General features: G+C 66.7%; 18 protein-coding genes and 1 tRNA gene. 14 read left to right on the top strand and 5 right to left on the bottom strand.

Annotated elements, in window-relative coordinates; genetic code table 11:
• Positions 1 to 9: 9 nt before the first annotated feature.
• From O0J15_RS07125 to O0J15_RS07105, 5 genes are all read left to right on the top strand, one after another.
• Positions 10 to 3,369, top strand: a complete 3,360-nt coding sequence (locus tag O0J15_RS07125) for a TIM-barrel domain-containing protein (protein ID WP_308305375.1) — start codon at positions 10 to 12, stop codon at positions 3,367 to 3,369.
• 133 nt (positions 3,370 to 3,502) lie between these two features.
• The gene (locus O0J15_RS07120; protein WP_308305374.1) at positions 3,503 to 6,478 is read left to right on the top strand and encodes a TonB-dependent receptor; all 2,976 of its coding nucleotides are present in this window, start codon (positions 3,503 to 3,505) and stop codon (positions 6,476 to 6,478) included.
• Positions 6,479 to 6,543: 65 nt separating this feature from the next.
• Positions 6,544 to 7,899, top strand: a complete 1,356-nt coding sequence (locus O0J15_RS07115; protein ID WP_155030279.1) for a Gfo/Idh/MocA family protein — start codon at positions 6,544 to 6,546, stop codon at positions 7,897 to 7,899.
• Between the two features lie 155 nt (positions 7,900 to 8,054).
• Entirely contained in the window at positions 8,055 to 8,474 is a 420-nt protein-coding gene (locus O0J15_RS07110; protein WP_019661622.1) for a hypothetical protein, read from the top strand.
• Positions 8,471 to 8,932 (top strand): adhesin, encoded by a 462-nt coding sequence (locus O0J15_RS07105; protein WP_308305373.1) that lies wholly within the window; start codon positions 8,471 to 8,473, stop codon positions 8,930 to 8,932. The genes O0J15_RS07110 and O0J15_RS07105 overlap by 4 nt, the downstream gene beginning before the upstream one ends.
• A gap of 51 nt (positions 8,933 to 8,983) precedes the next feature.
• On the opposite strand, the gene O0J15_RS07100 is transcribed toward O0J15_RS07105, so the two are convergent.
• Positions 8,984 to 9,060, bottom strand: a tRNA-Arg gene (locus O0J15_RS07100).
• 149 nt (positions 9,061 to 9,209) lie between these two features.
• On the opposite strand from O0J15_RS07100, the gene ubiA reads away from it, so the two are divergent.
• The 3 genes from ubiA to O0J15_RS07085 all read left to right on the top strand — a co-directional run bounded on the left by ubiA (position 9,210) and on the right by O0J15_RS07085 (position 12,153).
• Positions 9,210 to 10,103, top strand: a complete 894-nt coding sequence (gene ubiA, locus O0J15_RS07095) for a 4-hydroxybenzoate octaprenyltransferase (RefSeq protein ID WP_207048855.1) — start codon at positions 9,210 to 9,212, stop codon at positions 10,101 to 10,103.
• A 186-nt stretch (positions 10,104 to 10,289) separates the two neighbouring features.
• Entirely contained in the window at positions 10,290 to 11,714 is a 1,425-nt protein-coding gene (locus tag O0J15_RS07090; RefSeq protein ID WP_308305372.1) for a TIGR00366 family protein, read from the top strand.
• Positions 11,715 to 11,988: 274 nt separating this feature from the next.
• Positions 11,989 to 12,153, top strand: coding sequence for a hypothetical protein (locus O0J15_RS07085; RefSeq protein WP_005414774.1), 165 nt, complete (start codon positions 11,989 to 11,991; stop codon positions 12,151 to 12,153).
• 55 nt (positions 12,154 to 12,208) lie between these two features.
• Here the strand turns inward: O0J15_RS07085 and O0J15_RS07080 are convergent, their stop codons facing one another.
• A complete protein-coding gene (locus O0J15_RS07080) occupies positions 12,209 to 12,835 on the bottom strand; it encodes a YiiX/YebB-like N1pC/P60 family cysteine hydrolase (RefSeq protein ID WP_308305371.1) in 627 nt (208 codons plus the stop codon).
• A 206-nt stretch (positions 12,836 to 13,041) separates the two neighbouring features.
• On the opposite strand from O0J15_RS07080, the gene O0J15_RS07075 reads away from it, so the two are divergent.
• The 4 genes from O0J15_RS07075 to O0J15_RS07060 all read left to right on the top strand — a co-directional run bounded on the left by O0J15_RS07075 (position 13,042) and on the right by O0J15_RS07060 (position 17,595).
• Complete coding sequence (locus O0J15_RS07075) at positions 13,042 to 13,566, top strand: hypothetical protein (protein ID WP_308305370.1); 525 nt, start codon at positions 13,042 to 13,044, stop codon at positions 13,564 to 13,566.
• A 52-nt stretch (positions 13,567 to 13,618) separates the two neighbouring features.
• The gene (locus O0J15_RS07070) at positions 13,619 to 14,194 is read left to right on the top strand and encodes a hypothetical protein (RefSeq protein ID WP_308305369.1); all 576 of its coding nucleotides are present in this window, start codon (positions 13,619 to 13,621) and stop codon (positions 14,192 to 14,194) included.
• 122 nt (positions 14,195 to 14,316) lie between these two features.
• The gene (locus O0J15_RS07065) at positions 14,317 to 16,041 is read left to right on the top strand and encodes a peptidoglycan-binding protein (protein ID WP_207048857.1); all 1,725 of its coding nucleotides are present in this window, start codon (positions 14,317 to 14,319) and stop codon (positions 16,039 to 16,041) included.
• A 141-nt stretch (positions 16,042 to 16,182) separates the two neighbouring features.
• Positions 16,183 to 17,595, top strand: a complete 1,413-nt coding sequence (locus O0J15_RS07060; protein ID WP_308305368.1) for a TPM domain-containing protein — start codon at positions 16,183 to 16,185, stop codon at positions 17,593 to 17,595.
• A 1-nt stretch (position 17,596) separates the two neighbouring features.
• On the opposite strand, the gene O0J15_RS07055 is transcribed toward O0J15_RS07060, so the two are convergent.
• Genes O0J15_RS07055 through O0J15_RS07045 form a run of 3 tightly spaced genes read right to left on the bottom strand, consistent with a single transcriptional unit; the run spans position 17,597 to position 20,243 of the window.
• Positions 17,597 to 18,268: a VOC family protein gene (locus tag O0J15_RS07055; RefSeq protein WP_207048859.1), complete on the bottom strand. Its 672-nt coding sequence runs from the start codon at positions 18,266 to 18,268 to the stop codon at positions 17,597 to 17,599.
• A 54-nt stretch (positions 18,269 to 18,322) separates the two neighbouring features.
• The gene (locus O0J15_RS07050; protein WP_207048860.1) at positions 18,323 to 19,402 is read right to left on the bottom strand and encodes an alpha/beta fold hydrolase; all 1,080 of its coding nucleotides are present in this window, start codon (positions 19,400 to 19,402) and stop codon (positions 18,323 to 18,325) included.
• Positions 19,403 to 19,415: 13 nt separating this feature from the next.
• Positions 19,416 to 20,243, bottom strand: a complete 828-nt coding sequence (locus tag O0J15_RS07045) for an AraC family transcriptional regulator (RefSeq protein ID WP_021201967.1) — start codon at positions 20,241 to 20,243, stop codon at positions 19,416 to 19,418.
• 201 nt (positions 20,244 to 20,444) lie between these two features.
• On the opposite strand from O0J15_RS07045, the gene O0J15_RS07040 reads away from it, so the two are divergent.
• On the top strand, positions 20,445 to 22,847 hold the full coding sequence (locus tag O0J15_RS07040) for a TonB-dependent receptor (protein WP_308305367.1): 2,403 nt from the start codon (positions 20,445 to 20,447) through the stop codon (positions 22,845 to 22,847).
• A complete protein-coding gene (locus tag O0J15_RS07035) occupies positions 22,847 to 24,148 on the top strand; it encodes an aminotransferase class V-fold PLP-dependent enzyme (RefSeq protein ID WP_308305366.1) in 1,302 nt (433 codons plus the stop codon). Before O0J15_RS07040 ends, O0J15_RS07035 begins: the two co-directional genes overlap by 1 nt.
• Positions 24,149 to 24,217: the final 69 nt, after the last annotated feature.

Below are 24,217 nucleotides of genomic sequence, written 5' to 3'. Positions count from 1 at the left end.
GGAGTCCGTGTGGAAATCTGCGTTCGTCGCTCGCCGCTGATGCTGGCCCTGGTGCCGGCATTGATGTTGGCGTCCATGCCGGCCCAGGCCGAGCCGGTCGGCAACCTGCGTTCGGTTGCCGCCAGCGCCAGCCGCGACGGCGTGCAGGGCTGGGACCTGCAGACCGACAAGGGAGCGCGCATCCGCATCGAACTGCCGGCCACCGACATCGTCCGCGTGCAGGCCGGCCGAAACGGCACGCTGACCGGCGCCGGCGACAAGGCCGCGCCGATCGTACTGCCGCAGCCCAAGGCCAACGTGCAGGCGCAGCTGGAAGAAGACGCGCAGGAAATCCGCGTGCGCACCGAGTCCCTGGTGCTGCATGTACAGCGGCAGCCGCTACGCATGCGCCTGGAACGGCTGGACAACGGCCAACCCACCGCGCTGTGGCAGGAACTGCAGCCGCTGGACCTGGATGCCACGCAGAGCGTGCAGGTGCTGTCCTCGCAGGCCGATGAGGGCTACTTCGGTGGCGGCCAGCAGAACGGCCGCTACCAGTTCAAGGGCCGCGAGCTGGAGGTGTCCTATTCCGGCGGCTGGGAAGAGGGCGACCGCCCCAGCCCTGCACCGATGCTGCTGAGCAGCCGTGGCTGGGGCATGCTGCGCAATACCTGGAGCGATGGCAGCTACGATCTGCGCGAGGCCGACCAGTCCACGCTGCTGCATCGCGAAGACCGCTTCGATGCCTATTACTTCGTCGGCGCCGACCTGCCGAAACTGATCGAGCGCTACACCCAGCTGACTGGCCGCCCGAACATGGTCGCGCGCTGGGCGCTGTCCTACGGCGACGCCGATTGCTACAACGATGGCGACAACAGCAAGAAGCCCGGCACCGTGCCCGAAGGCTGGAGTGACGGCCCGACCGGCACCACGCCGGATGTGATCGACTCGGTGGCCAAGCAGTACCGTGCCCACGACATGCCCGGTGGCTGGATCCTGCCCAACGATGGCTACGGCTGCGGTTACAAGAAGCTGCCGGAAACCGTGCAGGGCTTGGCCAAGTACGGCTTCCGCACCGGTCTGTGGACCGAGAACGGCGTCGACAAGATCGCCTGGGAAGTGGGCGAGGCCGGCAGCCGCGTGCAGAAGCTGGACGTGGCCTGGACCGGCAAGGGCTACCAGTTCGCGATGGACGCCAACCGCCAGGCGTTCAACGGCATCCTCGACAATTCCGATTCGCGCCCGTTCCTGTGGACGGTGATGGGCTGGGCCGGCATCCAGCGCTATGCCGTGGCCTGGACCGGCGACCAGAGCAGCAGCTGGGACTACATCCGCTGGCATGTGCCGACCCTGGTCGGTTCCGGCCTGTCCGGCATGGCCTACGCCAGCGGCGACGTCGATGCGATCTTCGGCGGCAGCGCCGAGACCTTCACCCGCGACCTGCAGTGGAAGGCGTTCACGCCGGTACTGATGGGCATGAGCGGCTGGTCGTCGAACGCACGCAAGCATCCGTGGTGGTACGACGAGCCCTACCGCAGCATCAACCGCGATTACCTGAAGTTGAAGATGCGCCTGACCCCGTACATGTACGGCCTGGTGCACGAGGCCGCGCAGACCGGCGCACCACCGGTGCGTGGCCTGATGTGGGACAACCCGCGCGACCCGCATGCGCAGGATGAAACCTACAAGTACCAGTTCCTGCTTGGCCGCGACCTGCTGGTGGCGCCGGTGTACCGCAGCCAGGCCGCCAGCCGTGGCTGGCGCCGCGACATCCACCTGCCGGCCGGCGGCTGGATCGACTACTGGGATGGCCGCCGCGTGCAGGCCGGCGCCGACGGCCGCCAGCTCGACCGCCAGGTGGACCTGGCCACGTTGCCGGTGTTCGTGCGTGCCGGTGCGATCCTGCCGATGTACCCGTCGATGCTGTTCGACGGCGAGAAGCCGCTGGATGAAGTGACGTTCGACCTGTACCCGCAGGGCGATTCGCAGTACACGCTGTACGAAGACGATGGCAACACGCGCCGCTACCAGCAGGGCGAGTCGAGCACGCAGGTGATCCGCGTGCAGGCGCCGGTGCAGGGCAGTGGCCCGGTGCAGGTGCAGATCGATGCGGTGCAGGGCCAGTACAACGGCCAGCTGGCGCAGCGCCGCTACGGCCTGCGCGTGCTCAGCCGCCAGGCGCCGCGTGCGGTGCAGGCCGCTGGCCGCGCGCTGCCGGCGCTGGCTGATGCCGCTGCGTTCAACGCTGCTGCTGAAGGCTGGTACTTCGATGCCGCCGAACGACGCGGCACGCTGCATGTGCGCACCGCCAGCCAGGACATCCGCCAGCCGCTGCAGCTGCAGCTGGACTTCGCGGTGGCCGCTGCGGCCGCCGACGATGCCTTTCCGGCTGCGCCGGTGCTGGGCCGCGAACTGCCGGCCGACAGCCTGCTGGTGGTCAACCGCCCGGCTGAAGAGCCTGGCCATGCGCTGGAAAATGCCTTCGACGACGATCCGGCCACCTGGTTCCGCAGTGTGCGCAACCAAGCCGTGCGCACCGGTGCGCATGAGTGGGTGATCGGGTTCGGCGAGCGCAGGATGATCGATGGCATCGACATCGCGCCGCGCAACGACAAGAACTGGAAGCACGGCCAGGTACGCGACTACGAGGTGTACCTGGGCGACAGCAATGGCGAATGGGGTGAGCCGATCGCACGTGGCCGCCTGCAGCTGAAGGAAGGCGTGCAGCGCATCGCGTTCCCGGCCCATGCCGGCCGCCTGCTGCGCTTCCGCGTGCTGAGCGTGCAGAACCCGGAAGGCGATGGCGCCAGCAGCACCGATCCGATGGTTACCGCCGCACAGGGCAGTGCCCGCGCCTTCGATGCGCTGCAGCCGCGCGACGTCGGCCCGATCGCACTGTCCACCTTCCACATCCTCGAACACCAGGAACCGGAGCGACCGGCCCGGCAGCGCTATCTCTCCGAGCTGCCGGTGCCGGCCGCGCTGGCCAGCCAGGTGCGCGCCGACCAGTCGTTCCGTGGCGATGCCGGCATGCGCATGAACGGCCTGCAGTTCCGCCGTGGCCTGGGCGTCGGCGCCAACAGCCGCATCGACCTGCGCCTGCAGGGCGGCTGGCACCTGCTGCGTGCCGACCTCGGCATCGACGACGCCTGCCGCAGCGCCGGTGGCCTGCAGTTCCAGGTCTGGGGTGACAACCGCCTGCTGTACGACAGCGGCCTGGTGAAGGCACCCGGCGTGGTCAAGCCGGAGCTGGACATCCGTGGCCTTTCCACCCTGAGCCTGCGCACGCTGGGTGCGCAGGGCAGCCAACCCGCCCAGGTCTGTGCCAACTGGGCCAACGCCGTACTGATCGGCCAGGAGGGCGACTCCGCCAGCATCGTCGCCCCATGACCCCCTCGTAACACCGCTCCTCCCCCCGCCCATTCCGACTACGGCCCTCGTGGCCGTGGCCCGGGAGCGTTTTGCCCGCCGAACGCCCACGCGCTCACTTATTGCGCTGCACCCCTGCCAGGAGAGAACCCCGATGTTGCCCGCCCGCCACCACCGCCCCCCCTGTCGTTCGATCGCTCCGCTGTCGCTGGCCATCGCCGGCGTGCTGCTGTCGGTCGCCGTTCCTGCCTTCGCCCAGGAGAGCAAGGACAAGGCCACCGACCTGGCCCGCATCGAGGTCACCGGTTCCAACATCCGCCGCACCGACGTTGAAACCGCCTCGCCGGTGCAGGTGATCAGCAAGCAGGACATCCAGAACATGGGTGCGCGCACGCTGTTGCAGGTGCTCGACAACCTGCCTGCCGCACGTCCGGCGCAGCAGGATGCGCGTTCGTTGTTCACCGGTTCCGACGGTGCCTCGCAGGCCAACCTGCGCGGCCTCGGTGCCCAGGGAACGCTGGTGCTGCTGAATGGTCGTCGCCTGTCGTACTACGGTGCACCGGCCGGCTTCCAGACCCAGTTCGTCAACATCGACGCGATCCCGGCTGCGGCCATCGAACGCATGGAAGTGCTGACCGACGGCGCTTCGGCGGTGTACGGCACCGACGCGGTGGCCGGCGTGATCAACGTGATCACCAAGCGCAACTTCCAGGGCGCCGAGGTCAGCTTCACCAACGACACCTCCTCGCGCATCGACTCCTACGGCGAGCGCCAGGCCAGCATCACCGCCGGCTTCGGTGACCTGGCCGAGAACCGCTTCAACATCTACGGTGCGGTCAACATGTACCGCCGCGACGCGATTCCGCTGAGCGATTTCTACGACAAGCGGCCCGACCAGTACTACGTCAACAATCCGAACTACCTCAACAACCTGCGCCTGGGCGTGGGCAGCAAGCCGGGTGAATTCAATCCGGGCACTTACTTCGCCTTCGATCCGGTCACCGGCCGCCGCGTGCAGGAAGCCGCGCCGGGCTGCAGGAACGTGCTGACCAGTGAAGCGGCCGGTCCGCGTTGCGTCTGGGAAACCTGGATGAACAACGAGATCGACGCCGGTGCCAAGTCCGAGCGCAACACCGCCTACCTCAACGGCACTTTCCTGGTGGGTGACAGCACCGAGATCTTCGCCGAGGCGACCTACACCGACATCGACCTGCGCGCCAACGGCGGCACGCCGCGCACCTACGGCACCACCACCGGCAACCCGACCAGCTGGTTCTCGCGCAATACCGGCAACACCGTCAACCAGTTCCTGTACCCGTTCCTGGGCCCCAACAACGAATACAACCATGCCAGTCCGCAGTTGAAGGCGATGATGGGCGGGGTGGTCGGCCTGAACTACCTGCTGCAGGATGCCGGCCCGAACTACTTCGGCCAGCGCAACACCGACAAGAGCTACCGCGTGCTGGCCGGTGCGCGTGGCAACCGAGGTGACTGGAACTGGGAGACCGCCTTCGCCAGCGCCGGTACCCACTCCACCACCTACCAGACGATCAACGTCAACACCAAGGGCTTCGAGAAGGCGTTCGGGCCGTACACGATCGATCCGGGTACCGGTCGGGTGATCATCTCCGACCACCCGGCGTACAAGTTCGGCGAGATCAGCGAAGCCAACGCCGCATTGATCCGTGAAGCATTCCCGACCTTCGACATCCAGTCGTGGACCCGCCTGCATACCCTGGACGGCAAGATCGAAGGACCGCTGTTCCAGCTGCCGGCCGGCGAGATGCGCGCCGCGTTCGGCTTTAACGCCAGCCGCGAGACCTTCTACACCCCGGGCAATGCCGATGCGGCCAATGGCCTGATCACCCAGCAGGGTGGCTCGTGGTTCGACGGCAAGCGCAACACCTACGCGCTGTTCGCCGAGACCGTGGCGCCGATCACCGACAAGCTGGAACTGGATGCGGCGGTGCGCGTGGACAAGTACCCGAACTTCAGTGCCAACGTGGCGCCGAAGATCGGCTTCAAGTACCAGGCCTTCGACCAGCTGATGCTGCGCGGCACCTATTCCACCGGCTTCCGCGCACCGAGCCTGGCCGAGTCCGGCAATGGCGGCGTGTTCGCACAGCTCGGTGGCTTCCGTGATGAACTGCGCTGCGGCGAGACCAACGCCATCGCCAACCTGCTGCTGAAGTCGCAGCGGCCGGGTGACGTCGACCTCGGCAAGAACCTGCTGAACGTCGACTGCAGCCGCACCGTGGCGCGCATGACCCAGCCGAACAAGGACCTGAAGCCGGAAAAGGCCAAGATCGCCACCCTCGGCTTCGTATACGAGCCAGCAACCTGGCTGTCGGTGTCGGCCGACTACTGGTTCATCTACCGTGACAATGAAATCGTCGCGCCGGACTACCGCCGCATGGAAGACATCATCTCGATGTCGCGCTCGCCGATCACCGACAGCGACCGTGCCAATCTTGCCCAGTTGGCGGCGATGTGCGCCGACCCGGCCAGCGGCGTGAGCTGCCCGGCCACCCTGCCGGGCTACTCCGCCGGCAACGTGGCCAGCGTGGTCGGCCAGTACAAGAACCGCGGCAAGACGCTGATCGACGGCTTCGACATCGACGCGCGCAGCCGCTTCTCGCTGGGCGACTGGGGCAACCTGAACATCGGCCTGGCCGCCACCATCGCCAACCGCAACCGCTTCTACATGGACGCGGAGAACGGCTGGTACTACGGCGACGTGGTGGGCTACTACAACAACCCGCGCCTGCGTGCCACGCTCAATGCAGACTGGACCTACAAGCAGGTGACCACCAGCATGTTCGTCAACTACGTGGGCGGCACCAAGTGGGCCACCGACCAGATCGACGAAGAGAGCAACAACAAGGAAACCTGCACCGGCGGCTACCTGGCCCTGCAGAAGAGCAAGTGCGATGGTGCACCGTCGTGGTGGACCGCCAACATGAGCGTCACCTGGCGCCCGGATGACGCGTGGAACCTGAGCTTCACCGTCAAGAACCTGTTCAACCGCCTGCCGTTCTACGATCCGAACAGCTTCCTGGGTGACTCCAGTGACTACGCCACCATCTTCGGTCGTGGTTACAGTGTGACCATCGGCTACCGATTCAAGTAATTCCGTTTGCGTGACCCGGCGGGCCGGCTACGGCCGGCTCGCTGCCAAGAGGAGAGATGTCTGCCATGAAGCGTAGGGAATTCATCGCGGCCAGTGCCGCTGTCGCCGCCAGCAGCCTGCTGCCGCAGACCCCGGCATGGGCACGCGGGCGCAAGGTGCGCCTGGCCATGATCGGCACCGGGATGCGTGGGCTGGTGCTGCTGAAGGAGCTGGTGCGCCGCGACGATGTCGAGGTGGTCGCGTTGTGCGACATCGAGCCGATCATGCTCGGCCGCGCCATGGACATGGTGGCCAAGGCCGGCAAGCCGGCCCCGAAGACCTACGGCCAGGATCGCGACACCAATGCCTGGAAGCGCCTGTTGGATCAGAAGGGCATCGATGGCGTGATCATCGCCACGCCGTGGGAGTATCACGCGCCGATGGCGATTGCCGCGATGCAGGCCGGCGTGGCCGTGGGCTGCGAAGTAGTGGCCGGCATCACCCTGCAGGACCACTGGGACGTGTTGAAGACCCAGCTGAGCACCGGTACCCCGTACATGCTGCTGGAGAACGTCTGCTATCGCCGCGACGTGATGGCCGCGTTGCAGATGGTGCGCCAGGGCCTGTTCGGCGAGCTGGTGCATCTGCAGGCCGGCTACCAGCACGACCTGCGCGGCGTGAAGTTCAATTCCGGCGACCCCAACCAGCCCTACGACAGCGGCGCGGAGTTCGGGCCCAAGGGCTGGAGCGAAGCGCGCTGGCGCACCGAGCATTCGGTGGAGCGCAACGGCGAGCTGTACCCCAGCCACGGCATCGGCCCGTGCGCGATGTACACCGGCATCAACCGTGGCAACCGCTTCACCCACATCAATGCCTTCGCGACCAAGGCGCGTGGCCTGCACGAATACACCGTGGCCAAGAGTGGCGGCACCACCCACCCCAGCACCAAGGTGAAGTTCAAGCTCGGCGACATCGTCACCACCACGCTGGCCTGCGAGAACGGCGAGACCATCCTGCTGCAGCACGACACCTCGCTGCCGCGCCCGTACTCGATGGGCTTCCGCGTGCAGGGCACCAAGGGTCTGTGGATGGACGTGAACCATTCGATCCACATCGAAGGCCGCAGCCCGCCGCACCAGTGGGAAGAGTTCAAGAAGTACCAGGACGAGTACGAGCACCCGCTGTGGAAGCAGAACGCCGACACCGCCGCCAGCGCCGGCCACGGTGGCATGGACTGGTTCGTCATCCATGCGTTTGTCGAGGCGCTGAAGGCCAAGGCACCGATGCCGATCGACATCTACGATGCGGTGACCTGGAGTGCGATCACGCCGCTGAGCGAGCAGTCGATCGCCAATAGTTTCCAGACGCTGGAGTTCCCGGACTTCACTGCAGGTGCGTGGAAGCAGCGCAAGCCGATCTTCGCGTTCGATGGCAGGTACTGATCTGCTCTGTGTAGAGTCGAGCCATGCTCGACTGCTTTGAACATAACGCCGGGCATAGCCCGGCGTTGTTGTTTGTGGCGTCCCCCTACCAAGCCCATGCTAGGCTCGGCTTCGTGCCGGACAGTTGATGTCAAACGACAGAGAGGAGCTGCCTGATGCGCCTGCTGACCTTCACCTGTCCACTTTGCGGCGCCGCGGGGCAGCGGTTTCCACTGCTTTCCGCATCGAGACGGCAGGCGAAGACGGCATGCAGGGGATGTGGCGTGGTGCTGCGCTCGGATCCTCGCTTGGGCCTGTATACGCTCTACCTGTTGTATACGCAGATCATCGTAATGCTGGCTGCATTACCCATGATCTGGGCCTATGCCTCGGGCCGATGGTTCTGGCTGGCTGCGATCTGGGCCGTGGTGTTGATGTTGTCCTGGGTCCCCGGCGCGATCAGGCACGCACGAAGTCCGATCGTGCGCGCCTGGCGCGATCCCGATTACAGCTATGCGCGCAGGCCGGGCGCTACCACTACGCGCGCCGCTGCAAACCCCGGGCAGGGTAGCGATGTGCCAGGTGCCAGCCAATGATCCGGCCGATCATTCTGCTCCTGACCGCAAGCATGGCCGCGTGTGCATCGCACCCGGCCGATGCCGTGCAGTGTCCCGAGGCCACGATCACCTACATCGGCAGTGAAACTGTGGATACCGTGGTCCTTGGCAGGTTCCAGATCGCTACGGAGGGATCGCAGGCACTACGGCTGCCACTGGCCAGCGTGGATCGGCAGGCGCATGCACACGCGGTATCGACCGATATCCGCGACGAACACGGTCTGGCCTGGCGTCCCTTCAGTGTTGTTCTGGAAGAGCTCAAGCCGCCGGCTGCGGACCTGGTGGTTGCACGTGGTGAGATTGAAACCCTCCTGTACGACGGCAAGGGCGCCTTCCTGCCCGGTGCCGTGCAGAAAGGGCAGGCGCTTTCCATCGTCGTGCGCGATCTTCAAGGTTGCACACATCGCTCGATGCCGTTCGCTCCTGAGCCACGTTGACGTGGAAGCGCAAGCGAGAGGCCCGGGGTGACGGGAACGAGCAGGGGAAGATGGCGCGCCCGGAGGGATTCGAACCCCCGACCAATGGCTTCGGAAGCCACTACTCTATCCGGCTGAGCTACGGGCGCGTTGTAGAACCGCCGCGCCGTCGGCCAGTGCCGGGGCGGGCATCGCAGCGCCATGAGGCGGTGCGGGACCGGCATTCTATCCAGTTTCGTCGAACAAATCTCCCCCCACCGGCAAAGCCCTGCCAGAGGCGCAGGAGTATCCTATCGCCATGGCTGATACCCCCCTCATTTCGCCGCAGTCGCCGGCGACGCCGCGTTGGCGGCATTACTGGAGTCTGATGCGCGCTGATCGCCCGATCGGCACGCTGCTGCTGCTGTGGCCCACGTGGTGGGCGTTATGGCTGGCTGCCGGCGGCCTGCCGCCGCTGTGGACGCTGTTCGTGTTCACCGCCGGCGTGTGGCTGACCCGCTCGGCCGGTTGCGTCATCAACGACTATGCTGACCGCTGGCTCGACCCGCATGTGGAGCGCACCAAGGCGCGGCCGCTGGCCACCGGTGCGATCAGCGGCCGCGCCGCGCTGGCGCTGTTTGCGGTGCTGATGCTGGTTGCGTTCGGCCTGGTGCTGACGATGAACGGGCTGACCATCGGCCTGAGCTTCATCGGCGTGTTCCTGGCCGCCAGCTACCCCTACCTGAAGCGCTACACCCATCTGCCGCAGGTCTACCTGGGCATGTCGTTCGGCTGGGGCATCCCGATGGCGTTCGCCGCCGTGCAGGGCGAGGTGCCGATGCTGGGCTGGCTGCTGTATGCCGGCAACATCCTGTGGTCCACCGCCTACGACACCTGGTACGCCATGGTCGACCGCGAGGACGACCTGAAGATGGGCTCGCACTCCACCGCGATCCTGTTCGGTGATCTCGATCTGGTCATCCAGGGCGTGCTCTACGCGCTGTTCCTGGCCACCATGGCGCTGGTTGGCGTGCGTGGCGGGCTGGGTGGGTACTACCTGGCCGGTGTGGCCGTGGCCACGGTGCTGGTGGTGTACGAGTTCTGGATCTGCCGCAACCGCGAACGCGGTCCATGCTTCAAGGCGTTCCTGCACAACAACTGGGTGGGTGCCGCGCTGTTTGCCGGCATCGCCGTGGACCTGGCGCTGCGCTGAGACGCGTAGCCGAGCGTGGGCTCGGCTCTACAGGTGGCCCCCCGAAACCGGATATCCGTAGCGCCCGAGCCCATGCTCGGGCGGCGGCGCACAGCGCCGGGCCTTCCGCCGCCTACGACCAATAGGTGGCTGACAGCCTGCACCCCACCGCCCAGAATCGATCCATCGAACCTGGGAGGGTAGGCGATGGCCTCGAAGGCAGCAGTACAGGATGGCTGGATGGCGCGCGCAGCGCTGCGCTCGGCCGCCTGGGCGGAAAAGTGGTTCCCCGACGCGTATGTGTTCGCGGTGCTGGGCGTGGTCATCGTCGCGCTGGCCGCGATGGGCTTCGGCTCGACCCCGCAGGCCACCGCCAGCGCCTTCGGTGACGGCTTCTGGAGCCTGATTCCCTTCACCATGCAGATGGCCTTCGTGGTCATCGGTGGCTACGCCGTGGCCACCGCGCCGGTGGTCGCACGCTTCATCGATTTCCTCGCCCGTGTGCCGCGCACCGGTCGCGGCGCGGTGGTGTACGTGGGCTTGGTCAGCATGCTCGCCTCGCTGCTCAGCTGGGGTTTCTCGCTGGTGTTCGGCGGCCTGCTGGTCCGCGCGTTGGCCCGCCGTACCGAGCTGCGCATGGACTACCGCGCGGCCGGTGCTTCGGCATATCTTGGCCTGGGCGCGGTGTGGGCCATGGGGCTGAGTTCCTCGGCCGCACAGCTCCAGGCCAACCCGGCCAGCATGCCGCCGGGGCTGGTGGAGATCACCGGCGTGCTGCCGTTCACCGAAACCATCTTCCTGTGGCAGTCGATCGCGCTGACCGCAGTGCTGATCCTGGTCTCGCTGCTGATCGCTTGGCTGACCGCGCCTGCGGCCGGCAGCGCTCGCACCGCTGAAGACTTCCCCGGTGCCGCGCAGGCCGAACCGGAGCCACTGCAGCAGCGCACGCGCCCGGGCGAGTGGCTGGAATACAGCCCGCTGCTGACCGTGCTGCTCTCGCTGCTGGCGTTCGGCTGGCTGTTCAACGAGTTCGCCAACAAGCCGGTGGTCACCGCCATCGCCAACCTCAACACCTACAACTTCCTGTTCATTTCGCTGGGCCTGCTGCTGCACTGGCGACCGCGCAGCTTCCTCAACGCGGTGGCCAAGGCGGTGCCCAGCACCACCGGCGTGCTGATCCAGTTCCCGCTGTACGGCGGTATCGCGATGATCCTCACCCACGCCGCCGGCGGTGACGGGCAGACCTTGGCGCACCGGCTGTCGAGCCTGTTCGTGCACGTGGCCAGCACCGATTCGTTCGCGCTGGTGATGGGCGTCTATTCGGCGGTGCTGGGCTTCTTCGTGCCGTCTGGTGGCGGCAAGTGGATCATCGAGGCGCCCTACGTGATGCAGGCCGCCAACGAACTGAAGGCGCACCTGGGCTGGGCCGTGCAGGTCTACAACGCGGCCGAAGCGCTGCCGAACCTGATCAACCCGTTCTGGATGCTGCCGCTGCTGGGCGTGCTGGGCCTGAAGGCACGCGACATCGTGGGCTTCACCTTCATCCAGCTGCTGGTGCATATCCCGCTGGTGCTGGGCTTGCTGTGGCTGCTGGGGATGACGCTGGCGTACGTGCCGCCGGTGATGCCATGAATGCAGCGTTGGCTTCCCTGTGTGAGCCGGGAAAGCCAGCCTCGTTCAGCGCGTGTCTCCGGCTGCGAGCGCCATGAATGCGAGCAACGCTGAGGATGGCATGAGCACATGCCGAACCCGCATGAATCCTTCAGGCGCTTGTGCCGCAAGAGGTTCCGCGCGTTCATTCACAGGCGTACACACGAATGTAGCCGGCCACCCACGTGTGATTAACCAATCGCTGCAGACGATGGTCCCGTCCACCGCATTCCGCGCGTGGCTTTGGAGATCGGACATGGCACAGCAGAACCAGAACCCGAACCAGAAGCAGCAGGGCCAGCAGAACCAGCAGGATCAGCAGCAGGGGCGCGGCCGCGACCAGCAGCAGCAACAGCAGCAGGAACAGCAGCAGCGCAACCAGCGCAACCAGCAGCAGGGTGGGCAGGACGAGGAAGAGTGACTTCGATGCCCCAGCCTGGGCAACCCGCGAAGCCCCGCCCTGTGCGGGGCTTCGCTTATTCCAGCACGCCGACGCGCTGCAGCACCGGCGCCGCCGACATGTCATTGGGATTGGTGCCGGGCTGGTCCTGCGGCACGTCCATGCCCATGCCGCGGTACAGATCCACCCAGTGCCGGGCGATCTGCCCGGTCTGCGGGTTGCGGAAGTTCATCGGCTGCAACGCGAACACATGGTGCGCACGGAATGCGCGCTCGATGAAGTCCGAGCAGTAGTAGCTGTCCTCGTTCAACACGTATGACGTGTTGTACGGTTTGCCCAGCATCGTGCGTGCGGTCGCGATCGCATCCTTGATGGCGGCCTGCTGCGGTGCCTGCAGGCGATAGACCACGATCTGCCGCTGCCTGGCGCGGGCGTCCTGGCGGAAGTCGACCAGGGATTGCCGGCGCGATCCCTTCTCGTCGGCGTGCAGTACCTCCCACCCCTGCGACGCCAAGGCGACAAGGGCCACGTGGTCGAAGCTGGGGCCGTGCTGCTTGCCGGTGGCATCGTCGATGGCCGCGCTGAGGCCGCTGCGGCCGGCGGTGACGAACAGCAGGTCGCCTTCCCGGACCTCCAGTGCGGCCACAACACCAGGCCACAGCGTTGGCGCCAGCAGGGAGAGGGCAAGCAGGAATGCGCGCATGGGGGCCAGGGTCGAAGCGTGTGCGGCGTAGTCTAACGGCTGCTGCGATGACGTTGATTTCAGCCCAAGTGTGATATGAGTCTCAATTCAGCATGTCGGGATATTCCTGACAGCGGATGTTGAAACTGAATCGACAGAGGCATGGCTATCCTTGCCTCCCTACCGCGCCGGAACCGCGCGCGACCGCCCGGAATCAGGAGGATCCCTTGAACCAGCTCCGCCCCGTTGCCCTGCTTGCGCTTGCCCTGGGGCTTGCGCTGTCGGGCTGCAAGCCTGCGCCCCAGGCTGCCATCACTGACGCCGCCGCAACGGCTCCGAGCAGCACGGCCGCCGCCACGACGCCGGCCACGCCGGTTGCCGCGGCCCCGGCAGACGCGTCTGCCAGCTGCCCCCATCCGGTCTTCGACGACTTCCTCAAGCATTTCGGCAACGAGATCGCGCTGCAGGAAACGTCCACTGCCGATCCGCTGCTGGACAGCCACATCGATGGCGACGCCGAGCCGGAGCCACGCAAGGTGGAGGAGAAGGTGCCGCTTGCCAAGGTCGAATGGCCGGTGATGCCGGACCCGGCCACGCTGCAACGCCAGGGCCGCGAGATGCAGGTCACCCGCCTGCCCGACGGCCAGGTACAGGTGCAGATGCGCACCCCCGATACCAGCGACCAGCAGATCTACACCTTTGCCCAGAAGCCGTGCTGGCAACTGGTCAAGCGTGAGGACGAATCGATCTGACCCCTGAGCGACCGCCTTCGGGCGGTCGTGTGATTCACCCAAGGAGCACCGCATGCGTCTGTCTCCCGTTGCCCCCTTGCTGGCCCTGATGCTTGCTGCCTGCAGCGGCCCTGAGGCGGCTGCACCGGCGGCGGCCCCCGCTTCTACTGACCCGGCAGCGACGCCGGCCGCACCAGCGGCTGTCGTTGCGGACCTTCCCACCTCTCTTACGCGCGACGAGACCGGCATGCATATCGATTGCCAAGGCACCCGCCTGCACCTGGCGGCCCAGCCCACCCAAGACACGGACGCTTCCCGGCTGACCACGCTGGAAATCGAAAAGGACGGCGCACGCCAGGCCATTGCTGCGCCCAAGGAGATGGACGGCTATACCGCCGTTGGCCTGGCCTGCGTGCAGGACCGCAGCGGTACGCCGTACTTCGTCGTGCAGTACGGTGAACTGCCGTTCGGCTGCAGCTTCTGCGAGTGGTACTACCTGTACGACGCCAGTGGCCGCCAGTTGACCCACAGCACACCCCCGCTGCGCGGCGCGGAAGGTGAGGAGCAGGAGCCCAACAACGACGAGTACGAGACGTTGATCGACTCGCTCGGCATCAAGCACCCGGAGGTGAACTACATCGAAGACTGAGCGCAGCGGCAGGACGTCGCACGCGCGCTGTGAACGCAGCACCGCAGTACCGCAGTACTAGAAGTACCAGGAGCAGTACCCCTTAAGGAAATCCCCTTTTTCATAGAATGGATAGCACAGACATGGCAGACATCTACCAGGACATGGTCCAGCCCCGCGGGGCGGCCTACAGCAGTGACCGCATCAAACCGTGGAGCCACTACCGGGAGCCGATCGACCAGAGCGACGGCCGCCTGCATGGCAATTCCCGCCGGTGGGGCGATGCGACCCCGGAAGTACAGTCACGGGTGATCGACACGATCATCGAGTCGGCGCGCGAGAAGGGCCTGACCCCGCGCGAAACCGCGCACGTGCTGGCCATCGCCCGCGTTGAATCGGGCTTCAACCCCGATGCCGCCGCTGGCACCACCTCGGCCTCGGGCCTGGGCCAGTTCATCGACAAGACCGGCAACCACTACCACCTCAACAGCCGCAACCGCTTCGACGTCGGCGCACAGTCCGACGCACTGGTTGACCATTACATCGATAACCGCACGCTGGCGCACAAGCGCGGCCAGGGTGAGGAGTACATCTACAAGTACCACCACGACGGCCCGACCCGCGATTACGGCGGCCTCACCCTGTCTGAAAAGAAGGTGATGCCGTACGTGGACAAGTACGAGCGGTTCGTGGAGCAGCGCCTGGGCCTGACCCACGGCCAGTCCCATGGCAGCCACGCGGCCCCCGCCGCAGCTGCGGCCACCCACGCGCAGGCCAAGCCGGCAGCGGCGCATGCCGAAGGCCAGACCCGCACCTTCGAGCAGACGATGCAGGTGATGCTGCCCCCGCAGAACGGGGTCAAGCCGCACGTTACCGGTGAGTTCGGCGAACACCGCGCGCACAAGCCGCACGGTGGCACCGACTTCAACTATGTCGGCGGCCAGCACGGCCGTAATCTGCAGCACCCGACCGTCCACGCGCCGATCTCCGGAACGGTGACGTTCGTCGGTGGCGACTACGGCACGGTGAAGATCAGGGATGCACAGGGCAACTCGCACGAGATCCTGCACCTGCACTCGACCCAGGTGAAGGAAGGCCAGCCGATCAAGGCGGGCGAGCCGATCGGCACCATGGGCGGGCGTGGCCCGGGCGGTGCGGGGCAGTATGCCCAGCACGTGCATTACCAGTTGAAGGATCCGCACGGCAAGCTGCTCAGCCCGCAGGACTTCTGGGACCACGGCAAGCTGAAGGAAACCGGCAAGGGTGGCCATTCGCATGACGCCGACCACAACGGTGTGCTGCGCCAGGGGGCCAAGGGCGAGGAAGTGACTGCGCTGCAGAAGGAACTCAACCGCCTGGGCGTGCGCGACGGCCAAGGCAATCCGCTGAGCGAGGATGGCAAGTTCGGTGCCAATACCAGGGACGCACTGATCGCCTACCAGAAGCAGCACGGGCTCACCGCCGATGGCGTGGCGGGTCCGGCGACGCTGGGCAAGCTGGCCGAAGGCCGCAGCCATGCCGAGGCGGCGCCGAAGGGGCCGCAACTGGGCGACAAGGCGCATCCGGATACGCCGCTGCACAATGCGATCCGTGGCCACATGCCGGGCATGATCTGCAACGAGATGAGCGCGTATGTGACCGCCCAGGCCAAGGCCGCCGGCATCGATTCACCGGAGAAGCTGCAGGGCGTCACCGTGCAGGATGGCAAGGCCTTCGTCATCGGCACCGTTCCCGGCTTCCGTACTGCGGTGGACATGACCCAGACGGCACCGAGCCTGCAGGAGACCAGCGCTGCAATGCTGGCCAAGCATGAGCCTTCGCAGCAACACGTGCAGGACGAGCAGCAGCGCGTGGCCATGGGCCGTTGACCGCTGCGTGTGAAGAGGTGTGTGGTAAAGGAGGCCGGCCGGGGTAATCCGGCCGGCTTTTCCGTTCATGGGGCAAGGACATACACGGATGCCGTTTCGCATGATGCACAGCACGCCGCCATTGCAAAGCATGGCGTCCACATGAGCCGGATGCTGCGGTGGCGCAACGCATGGCAGCGGGTAGGGCTGGCACTGCTGCTCTGCCTGTTGCCGCTGCCAGTGCTGGCGGCGGCCGCGATCCCGGCACTGGATGATCCGGTGGTGGACACCGCCAACGCGCTGTCCGCCAGCACCCGCGCCACGCTGCGCGAGCAGGCATTGCAGCTGCAGGCACGCAAAGGCGCGCAACTGCAGGTGCTGGTGGTGCCCAGTGTTGGCGATGACGGCATCGAAGCCTATGCACAGCGCGTCTTCGAACAGTGGCAGCTGGGCCGCGCCGGTGTCGATGACGGGGTGTTGCTGCTGGTGGCAGTGCAGGACAGGCGCGTACGCATCCAGACCGGCTATGGCCTGGAAGGCACCATTCCCGATGCCTATGCCGCGCGCATCATCGACAAGGCGATCGTGCCGCGCCTGCGTGAGGGAGACCTGGACCAGGGCCTGCTGGACGGCAGCAAGGTGCTGGTGGCGTTGATCGATGGCGAGCCGCTGCCGCCCCAGGAAGATTCATCCGCACGCAACCTGTTGCCAGCGGATTGGCGCACAGGGGATTCGGTCGTTGCCCTGACGTTGCTGGTGGGGTTCCTGGCCGGTCTGTGGCGATCACCGCCGCGCCTGCTGGCCACCAGGACCGAGGCCGAGTTCAGCTTTAAACGCCGTGAGCGGCGGCGCAAGGCATTGGCAGCCAATGCGGCAATGCCCAGGCCGAATTGGCCGACATTGCCTGCCTGGGGTAGACCGCTGCTGGTAACGGCAGTGATGGCCGCTGGGTTGGTTTCGGCGACGCTGCTGCTGCCGCGGCATGTGCTGCCTGCGCTGTTCTTCGTGCTGTTACCTGCTGTACCGGTGGCGGCGCTGCTGGGATGGTGCTGGCGTCGCAGCCGTGGTGTGCGCATCGTGCTGTGCGGCATGTTGGCCGTCAGTATCGGTTTCTTCGCGGTGATGCTGGTCCGTGGCCAGTTGCCGCCCAGCCTTGCCCTGCACACGTTGCTGAACCTGGCGGTCGCCCTTGCCGCCATGCTGGTGTTCTTCCTGGTGCGGGCCGGCCGCGCGCGCTGGCGCAAGAACCGCAACAGCTTCGCCGTGCGGCTGGTGGTACTGGTGCTGTTGACCGGCGCCTATGCGCTGGGCGCGCTGCTGGCCATCGACCGGGCCAGCGACGAGAACGCACGCGTGTTGGCGATGATCGTGTCCAGCGTAGGCACGCTGTTCCTGTACTTCATCTGGCTGTTCACCCTGCTGCCCGGCGAAAAAGCACGCAGCGGACGAAGGTCGTCCCAAGGCTACCGTTCCTCGTCCAGCACCTCGTCGTCGAGTTCGTCCTCGAGCAGTTCCGGCGGCTGGTCCGGTGGTGGTGGTCGCAGCGGCGGCGGCGGCGCTTCGGGCAGCTGGTAGCTCAGGCCGCCCACACCCGCCAGCCCAGCGCGGCATCGCGCAGTTCGCCGCTACCGTTCACATCACCCACCTGCAGCTGCACGCCCTGGGCACTGGGCAGGTCTTTCTGCTCGGGGAACCAGCGCCGGTCCGCAGCAACCACGATCAGCAGGCCTTCGTCGTCGCCCATCGGCGCGAACTGCGGCGACGGCGGGCTGATCGGCTGCAGGCCGAAGCGCTGGCTGGACTGTTCGCGCACCGCATCGACATCGTGGCTGGGTAGGCCAACCTCGCTCAGGCAGGTCAGCTCGCTGCCATGGAAGGCGCCTGCGCGCGTGCCGACTGGCAGACGGCGCCGGCCGATCAACTCGAGGATCAGGCCATCAGGACCGGTGAAGTACACCGACTGCGACTGCCAGCTGCTCTCCAGCGCAAAGTAATCCAGGCCCTCAGGATTACGTTGCAGCGGGGCCCGTTCGCGCAACCAGGCCATCGCCTCGCCGAAGCGGTTGTCCGGTACGTTGAAGGCCAGGTGCACGCCACCGACGGGGTAATCACCCGCCGGCTGCAGTTCGATGGTGCTCCAGCCGGTGTGCACATGGTTGCCGACCACGCGCTGCTGCAGCACATCATGGAAATACGCGGCCACGGAAGCGACGTCGGATACCGGCAGGGTGAGGTGCAGCAGGCGCATGATCGATTCTCCGTGGACGCGCCCACTGTAGCGCCGGGCCCCGCCCCCCGCCCACTAGCGCAGTGAATGGTCGAAGAACCGTACTGCTGCGTCCACTGTCTGCGCGTGGGTCTTTGCCTTTGGCACTGACGTGCTGCAGAGGTCCTGCAGCCGCTGCTGCCCGGTCGGGGTGCATGCGGCGAGGAAATCGTAATGGCCGACACCTGGCAGCAGCTGCAGTGCAGCGCCCGCAATCACTGCACGCGCGGCCGCGCCATTGGTCTGTGGCGGCGCAACCGTGTCAGCCTCGCCAAGCACAATCGACACGGGCAGCCGCAACGAGGACAGCTGCTCGGGCGCGAAGGCCTGGATGATCGCCGGTGCCATCAGGAACACCGCGCGCACGCCGGGAATGGCGCGTGCGTCGTTGGCGTGGGACATCCACGGCGACAGCTCGGCCGACGCCGCAGCGGCAACACGCGCCTCCATCGTGTGCGTTGCCGCTTCCTGTTGAGGCCGGCAGACGCCGTCATCCGGATGCGCCGTGCAGAACGCCAGCAGTCGCTGCAGGTCCGGCTGCGCCCCAGCCGCCAACAGCGCGGTGTAGCCACCGGCCGAGAAACCGGCAACACCCAGGCGTTCAGGATCGACGTGCGGGCCCAGCACTGGATCGGCCTGCACGGCCGCCAGTGCCGCGCGCAGATCATCCGCGCGCAGCCAGGTCAACATGCTGCCATGGAGGGTCATCTGGTCGGCACCATTGTTGCCGGGATGATCGACCGCGATCACCAGATAACCTTTCCGTGCCAGCGCGGTGCCCAGCCAGCCCATCATGCGCGCGCTGCCGCCGTTGCCATGCGACAGCAGCAGTGTCGGCAGGCGAGCGCCTGCGGGCGGCGCATCCATCGCCGAGCGACCAACATCGAACAGGGGCGTACCAGGCGGCCCGATGGTCACCTCGACTTCGCTGCTATCGGCCGGTGCCGGATACCACACCGTGTAGCGCAGGGTGTTGCGGTGCTGCGCATCGCGCACGGCGGCACTGGCCACCGTCGTGGTGCCATGGCGCTCGCCGGCTTTCCAGGTGTCGCCTGCGTGGGCGGAGAGCGCCGCTGCCATCAGCAGCAGCCCGACAATTGTGATGTTCACGCGCATCTTCAGCTCCATGTCAGCAGGGACCTTCGTCTACCGGCAGCCAGATCTCCACGCCGCCGTTGCCAGTGTGCTCGTTGAACCGGGCGTCGTAGCGCTCCAGGTCCGGCGCGTCGGCCAGGCTGAGGCCGGCGCTGGGCAGGTAGTGATCCAGCAACCAGAACCAGGTCGAGCGGATGGCCGAGATGTGCCCGCCGTGCCAGGCCACCAAGTAGCGTCGTGCGGGCACATCCACGCGCTGCCAGTGCGCGGGTACAGGGCCAAGTGAACCAATCGGCAGCGCGGCGATATAGTCGAAGCCGCCGTCGTCGTCGTTGTTGCAGCACACCCCAAAACTGACCGGGGCCGGCGCCGGCCATTCCCGGTTGAGCTGGGCCCACTGCCCGGGAATGGCACCGCCGCTGTTGCGGGTATGGCGCATGCCGATGCCGGCCAGCTGGAAGGCCGGGGTGTCGAGCAGCTGTGGCGCCTCAGCGCAGGCAGCCGGCGCCTCGTCCACGCGGATCGCCTGCACCAGCGCCAGCCCATCGGTGCCCTGTTCGCGTACCCGTTCCGGCGTCTGCCCGAACTGTTCGCTGAAGGCACGGGTAAACGCGGCATGAGTGGTGTAGCCCGCGCCAATCGCCACCTGCAGGATGTCGCATGCGCCGTTGGCCAGCCGCTGCGCGGCCGTTGTCAAGCGGCGCCCACGCAGGTAACGGACCACCGACGTGCCGGTGCGGGCCTGGAACAGGCGCGACAGATGGAATGGCGACAGTCCCACCGCAGCGGCGATATCGGCCAAGGCCAGCGGCTGCTCCGCATGGGTTTCGATGTACCACACCGCCTTGCCTGCCGCACTCATCCTGTCGTTCCATGAATCCGATGCTGGACACAGTAGCGGATCGGCAGGCGTGGCGTTTAGCAGTTCTTGCGCCTGCGCGGACTCAAGCTGTCGCACTGACGTCATGCCTCCTTCACAGATCGCGCCGAGACTGCGCGCCTTGTCCAGGCCTGGGATATCCCTGCAGGTGCTGGCCCTGTCGCGTCCTCCCGGAGTCCTGCCGTGCATCGTTCGAAGCTTTCGCGTTCCATCCTCCTCGCCCTTTCCATGGCCAGCGCAGGAGGCGCGATCGCAGCGGAGGCCGATGCGGTCGATGCCGCAGGCGGCAGCCGCGTCGCGCCCACCCAGCTTGATGCAATGCTGGTCACCGGCACCCGTGCGTCCAACCGCACCCAGTTCGAAACGCTGGCGCCGGTGGACGTGTTCAGCAAGGAAGACATCAGCTCCGTTGAATCCACCGATCTGAAGGACGTGCTTGCCCAGCTGGTGCCATCATTCGTGGTGCAGCGCCTGCCGATGGCGGACGGCCAGGTGTTCGTGCGTCCGGCTACGCTGCGTGGCCTGTCGCCGGACCAGACCCTGGTGCTGGTCAACGGGCGTCGCTTCCACCGCAGCGCGCTGCTCGGCAACCGTGGTGCACAGGCGGCCGACCTTGCACAGATTCCGACCAGCGCGATCAAGCGCATCGAAGTGCTGCGCGACGGCGCATCGGCGCAGTACGGCTCGGACGCCATCGCCGGTGTCATCAACATCATCCTCGAGGATGGCCCGGGCACCGGGATCACCGCCGGCTATTCGCAGTACGCGCAGGGCGACGGTGCCTCGCGCGATTTCAGTGCGCGCACCGGCTGGTCGCTGGGCGACTATGGCAGCCTGGTGCTGTTCGCCGAATCGTCCAACTCCGACGCCACCTCGCGCACCCGCCAGCGCCCCGATGCGATCGCCTTCCAGGCTGCACATCCAGAGCTGGACGTGCCCAACCCGGTGCAGCGCTGGGGCCAGCCGGAACTGGAAAGCCGCCGCGTCGGCTTCAACGTGAAGGCCAATGCCAGCGAGACGCTGGAGCTCTATGCCTTCGGCCTGTACAGCCACAGCGACGGTGTCAGCGATTTCAATTGGCGCAACCCGGATACCACCACTGGCGCGTATCGCACCACCGCCATCTTCCCGGGCTGGAACCTGCGCTCGCTGTATCCGGTCGGCTTCAGCCCGCAGTACGGCAACGTCCAGAATGACCTGCAGCTGGTCGGCGGCCTGCGCGGCGAGATCACGCCCAAGCTGCGCTGGGATGTCAGCGCCTCGTATGGCCGCAACGCCATCGACTACAGCCTGAAGAATTCGATCAATGCCTCGCTGGGTCCCGCCAGCCCGACCGCGTTCGATCTCGGCCGCCTGACCCAGACCGAGAAGAACGCCAACGCCGACTTCAACTACGAGTGGGACGTTGCCGCGCTGCCCAAGCCGATCAACGTCGCCTTCGGTGGCGAGTTCCGCCAGGAAAACTACCAGGTGCGCGCCGGTGATCCGGCCTCGTACGCGGTGGGCCCGGGCGCGGCCGCGGGCCTGGAGGCCAATTCCAATGGCGCGCCGGGCTTCTCGGCCAGCCAGGCCGGGCAGTGGAGCCAGCGCAGCAAGGCTGCCTACGTGGACATGGAGGTGCCGCTGGGCGAGCGCTGGAGCATCGGCGCGGCCAGCCGCTACGAGGACTTCTCCAGCTTCGGCAGCACGCTGGACGGCAAGCTCTCGGCGCGCTTCGCGATCACGCCGGACGTGGCCCTGCGCGGCACCGTGTCGACCGGCTTCCGCGCACCGACGCCGGCGCAGCTCAACACCACCAGTACCACCCAGGGCCTGGACACGCGCACGCTGCAGATCTTCACCAGTGGCCGCCTGTCGCCGAACGATCCGCTGGCGCAGCTGCTCGGTGCCAGGCCGTTGAAGCCGGAAGAATCGCGTACCGCCTCGCTGGGCCTGACCTGGCGCACCGACCTGGGCCTGTCCGGTTCGGTGGATGTCTACCAGATCAGGCTCACCGACCGCTTCAGCCAGTCGGCCAGTTTCGCCATTCCGGCCGGTACGCCCAATCCGCTGGGCTATACCTCGGTGAACTACTTCACCAACGACTTCGACACCACCACCACCGGCGTGGACGTGGTCGGCAATTACCTGCGCGACCTCGGCGCAGGCCGCATGACGCTGACCCTGGCCTACAACTACAACCGCACCCGCGTGGACAACGGCAGCACCTCGGTGGCGACCAACGAAACGCAGCGCGTGCTGTTCGAAGACCGCCTGCCCGAGCACAAGGGCAGCCTGACCGGCAGCTGGGACATCGGCGCCTGGTCGCTGATGGCACGCATGCGCTACTACGGCGCCTGGACCGATTCCAGCGGCAATGCAGTGGGCGATATCTACCAGCGCTTCGGCGCGATGAGCTTCCTCGACCTGGCTGTCGGCTATCGCATCAACGAACATCACAGCCTGCGCGTGGGTGCCGACAACGTGTTCGACCGCTACCCGGACGAAGCCACTTTCCAGGCCAGTCGCGGCCTGGTCTACTCGCGCAACGCGCCGTACGACACCGACGGCGCCAACCTGTACGCGCAGTACCGGCTGAGCTTCTGATGGACCCGGCCCGCCGCTTCCTGTTGCGTGCCGGCTCCTTGCTGCCGGCCGCAGCCGCACTTTCTTCACTGCCCGCCATGGTTGCCACGCGTTACGCTGCGTCCATGCAGATTCCCGCAACGACCGTGGCGCCGGACGTGCTGGCCCGCGATGAGAGCTACTGGGCCGCCGTGGCCAGCCACTTCGACATCACCGACGAAGTGAACCATCTGGAGAATGGCTACTGGGGCGCGATGGGCCGCGAGACGCTGGCCAGTTACCAGCGCCATACCGCTGAAGTGAACCGTGGCAACGCCTGGTATGGCCGCCGTGAGTTCCCGGCGCAGTACATGGCGGTGCAGCGGCAGGTGGCCGAACTGCTGGGCGTGGGCGCCGACGAGATCGCACTGACCCGCGGTGCCACCGAGGCGATGCTGGCGCTGATCGGCGGCTACAACCGCCTGCAGCCCGGCGACCAGGTGCTGTACGCCGATATCGACTACGACAGCATGATCGGCGCGATGCGCTGGCTGCAGCAGCGCCGCGGCGTGCAGGCCGAGAGCATCGCGCTGCCGGCAGTGCCCGACCATGCGCAGATCCTGCAGGCCTACGAGGCCACGTTCGCGCGGCTGCCACGCCTGAAGCTGGTGCTGCTGACCCAGGTCAGCCATCGCCATGGGCTGGTGCTGCCGGTGGCCGAAATCGCCGAGCGCGCACGCGCACGCGATATCGACGTGATCGTCGATGCGGCGCATGGGTTCGGCCAGATCGACTACGCGGTGCCGCAGCTCAAGGCCGATTTCGTCGGCATCAACCTGCACAAGTGGATCGGTGCGCCGGTCGGCGTCGGCGCGATGTATGTGCGCAAGGGCCGCGTTGCGGACCTCGACCCGTACATGGGCGAGACCGACGATGGCCGCGTGGGCAGCCGTGTGCACACCGGCACGGTCAACTTCGCCGCTTACCTGGCGCTGCCAGAAGCGATCGCGCTGCACCAGCGTATCGGCGCGGCCAACAAGCAGGCGCGCCTGCGCTACCTGCGCGAGCGCTGGACCGTGCCTGCGCGGCAGATGGCGCACATCGAAGTGCTGTCTTCACCGGACCCGGCGTTGGCGAGTGCATTGGCCAGTTTCCGCCTGCGCGGGCGCACCAGCGTGGCTGACAACATCGCGCTGCAGAAGCGCCTGCTGGACGAGCATCGCGTGTTCACCACCCATCGCGACGGGTTGGACTCCGGCGCCTGCGTGCGGGTGACGCCGTCGGTGTTCACCCGGCCCGAGCAGATGGATGCGCTGGTGCAGGCGCTCTCCGCCCTGGCCTGATCATGAACGGTAGTGCCGGCCGCTGGCCGGCAACCTCATGATCGTCGCCCACGAGCAGCTGCCGGCCAG

The organism is Stenotrophomonas sp. Sm10 (assembly GCF_030985515.1).
Taxonomy (GTDB): Bacteria; Pseudomonadota; Gammaproteobacteria; order Xanthomonadales; family Xanthomonadaceae; genus Stenotrophomonas; species Stenotrophomonas hibiscicola.
The sequence above is the reverse complement of the archived record's forward strand: the minus strand, read 5'-3'. Positions and strand labels throughout refer to the sequence as shown.

What these genes read in the sequence shown, in the direction of transcription:
- O0J15_RS07105 (WP_308305373.1), top strand. Translation starts at nt 8,471, where the DNA reads ATGATCCGGCCGATCATTCTGCTCCTGACCGCAAGCATGGCCGCGTGT.
- O0J15_RS07060 (WP_308305368.1), top strand. Translation starts at nt 16,183, where the DNA reads ATGAGCCGGATGCTGCGGTGGCGCAACGCATGGCAGCGGGTAGGGCTG.
- O0J15_RS07070 (WP_308305369.1), top strand. Translation starts at nt 13,619, where the DNA reads ATGCGTCTGTCTCCCGTTGCCCCCTTGCTGGCCCTGATGCTTGCTGCC.
- O0J15_RS07050 (WP_207048860.1), bottom strand. Translation starts at nt 19,402, where the DNA reads ATGCGCGTGAACATCACAATTGTCGGGCTGCTGCTGATGGCAGCGGCG.
- O0J15_RS07110 (WP_019661622.1), top strand. Translation starts at nt 8,055, where the DNA reads ATGCGCCTGCTGACCTTCACCTGTCCACTTTGCGGCGCCGCGGGGCAG.
- O0J15_RS07065 (WP_207048857.1), top strand. Translation starts at nt 14,317, where the DNA reads ATGGCAGACATCTACCAGGACATGGTCCAGCCCCGCGGGGCGGCCTAC.
- O0J15_RS07120 (WP_308305374.1), top strand. Translation starts at nt 3,503, where the DNA reads ATGTTGCCCGCCCGCCACCACCGCCCCCCCTGTCGTTCGATCGCTCCG.
- O0J15_RS07115 (WP_155030279.1), top strand. Translation starts at nt 6,544, where the DNA reads ATGAAGCGTAGGGAATTCATCGCGGCCAGTGCCGCTGTCGCCGCCAGC.
- ubiA (WP_207048855.1), top strand. Translation starts at nt 9,210, where the DNA reads ATGGCTGATACCCCCCTCATTTCGCCGCAGTCGCCGGCGACGCCGCGT.
- O0J15_RS07080 (WP_308305371.1), bottom strand. Translation starts at nt 12,835, where the DNA reads ATGCGCGCATTCCTGCTTGCCCTCTCCCTGCTGGCGCCAACGCTGTGG.
- O0J15_RS07035 (WP_308305366.1), top strand. Translation starts at nt 22,847, where the DNA reads ATGGACCCGGCCCGCCGCTTCCTGTTGCGTGCCGGCTCCTTGCTGCCG.
- O0J15_RS07055 (WP_207048859.1), bottom strand. Translation starts at nt 18,268, where the DNA reads ATGCGCCTGCTGCACCTCACCCTGCCGGTATCCGACGTCGCTTCCGTG.
- O0J15_RS07045 (WP_021201967.1), bottom strand. Translation starts at nt 20,243, where the DNA reads ATGAGTGCGGCAGGCAAGGCGGTGTGGTACATCGAAACCCATGCGGAG.
- O0J15_RS07085 (WP_005414774.1), top strand. Translation starts at nt 11,989, where the DNA reads ATGGCACAGCAGAACCAGAACCCGAACCAGAAGCAGCAGGGCCAGCAG.
- O0J15_RS07090 (WP_308305372.1), top strand. Translation starts at nt 10,290, where the DNA reads ATGGCCTCGAAGGCAGCAGTACAGGATGGCTGGATGGCGCGCGCAGCG.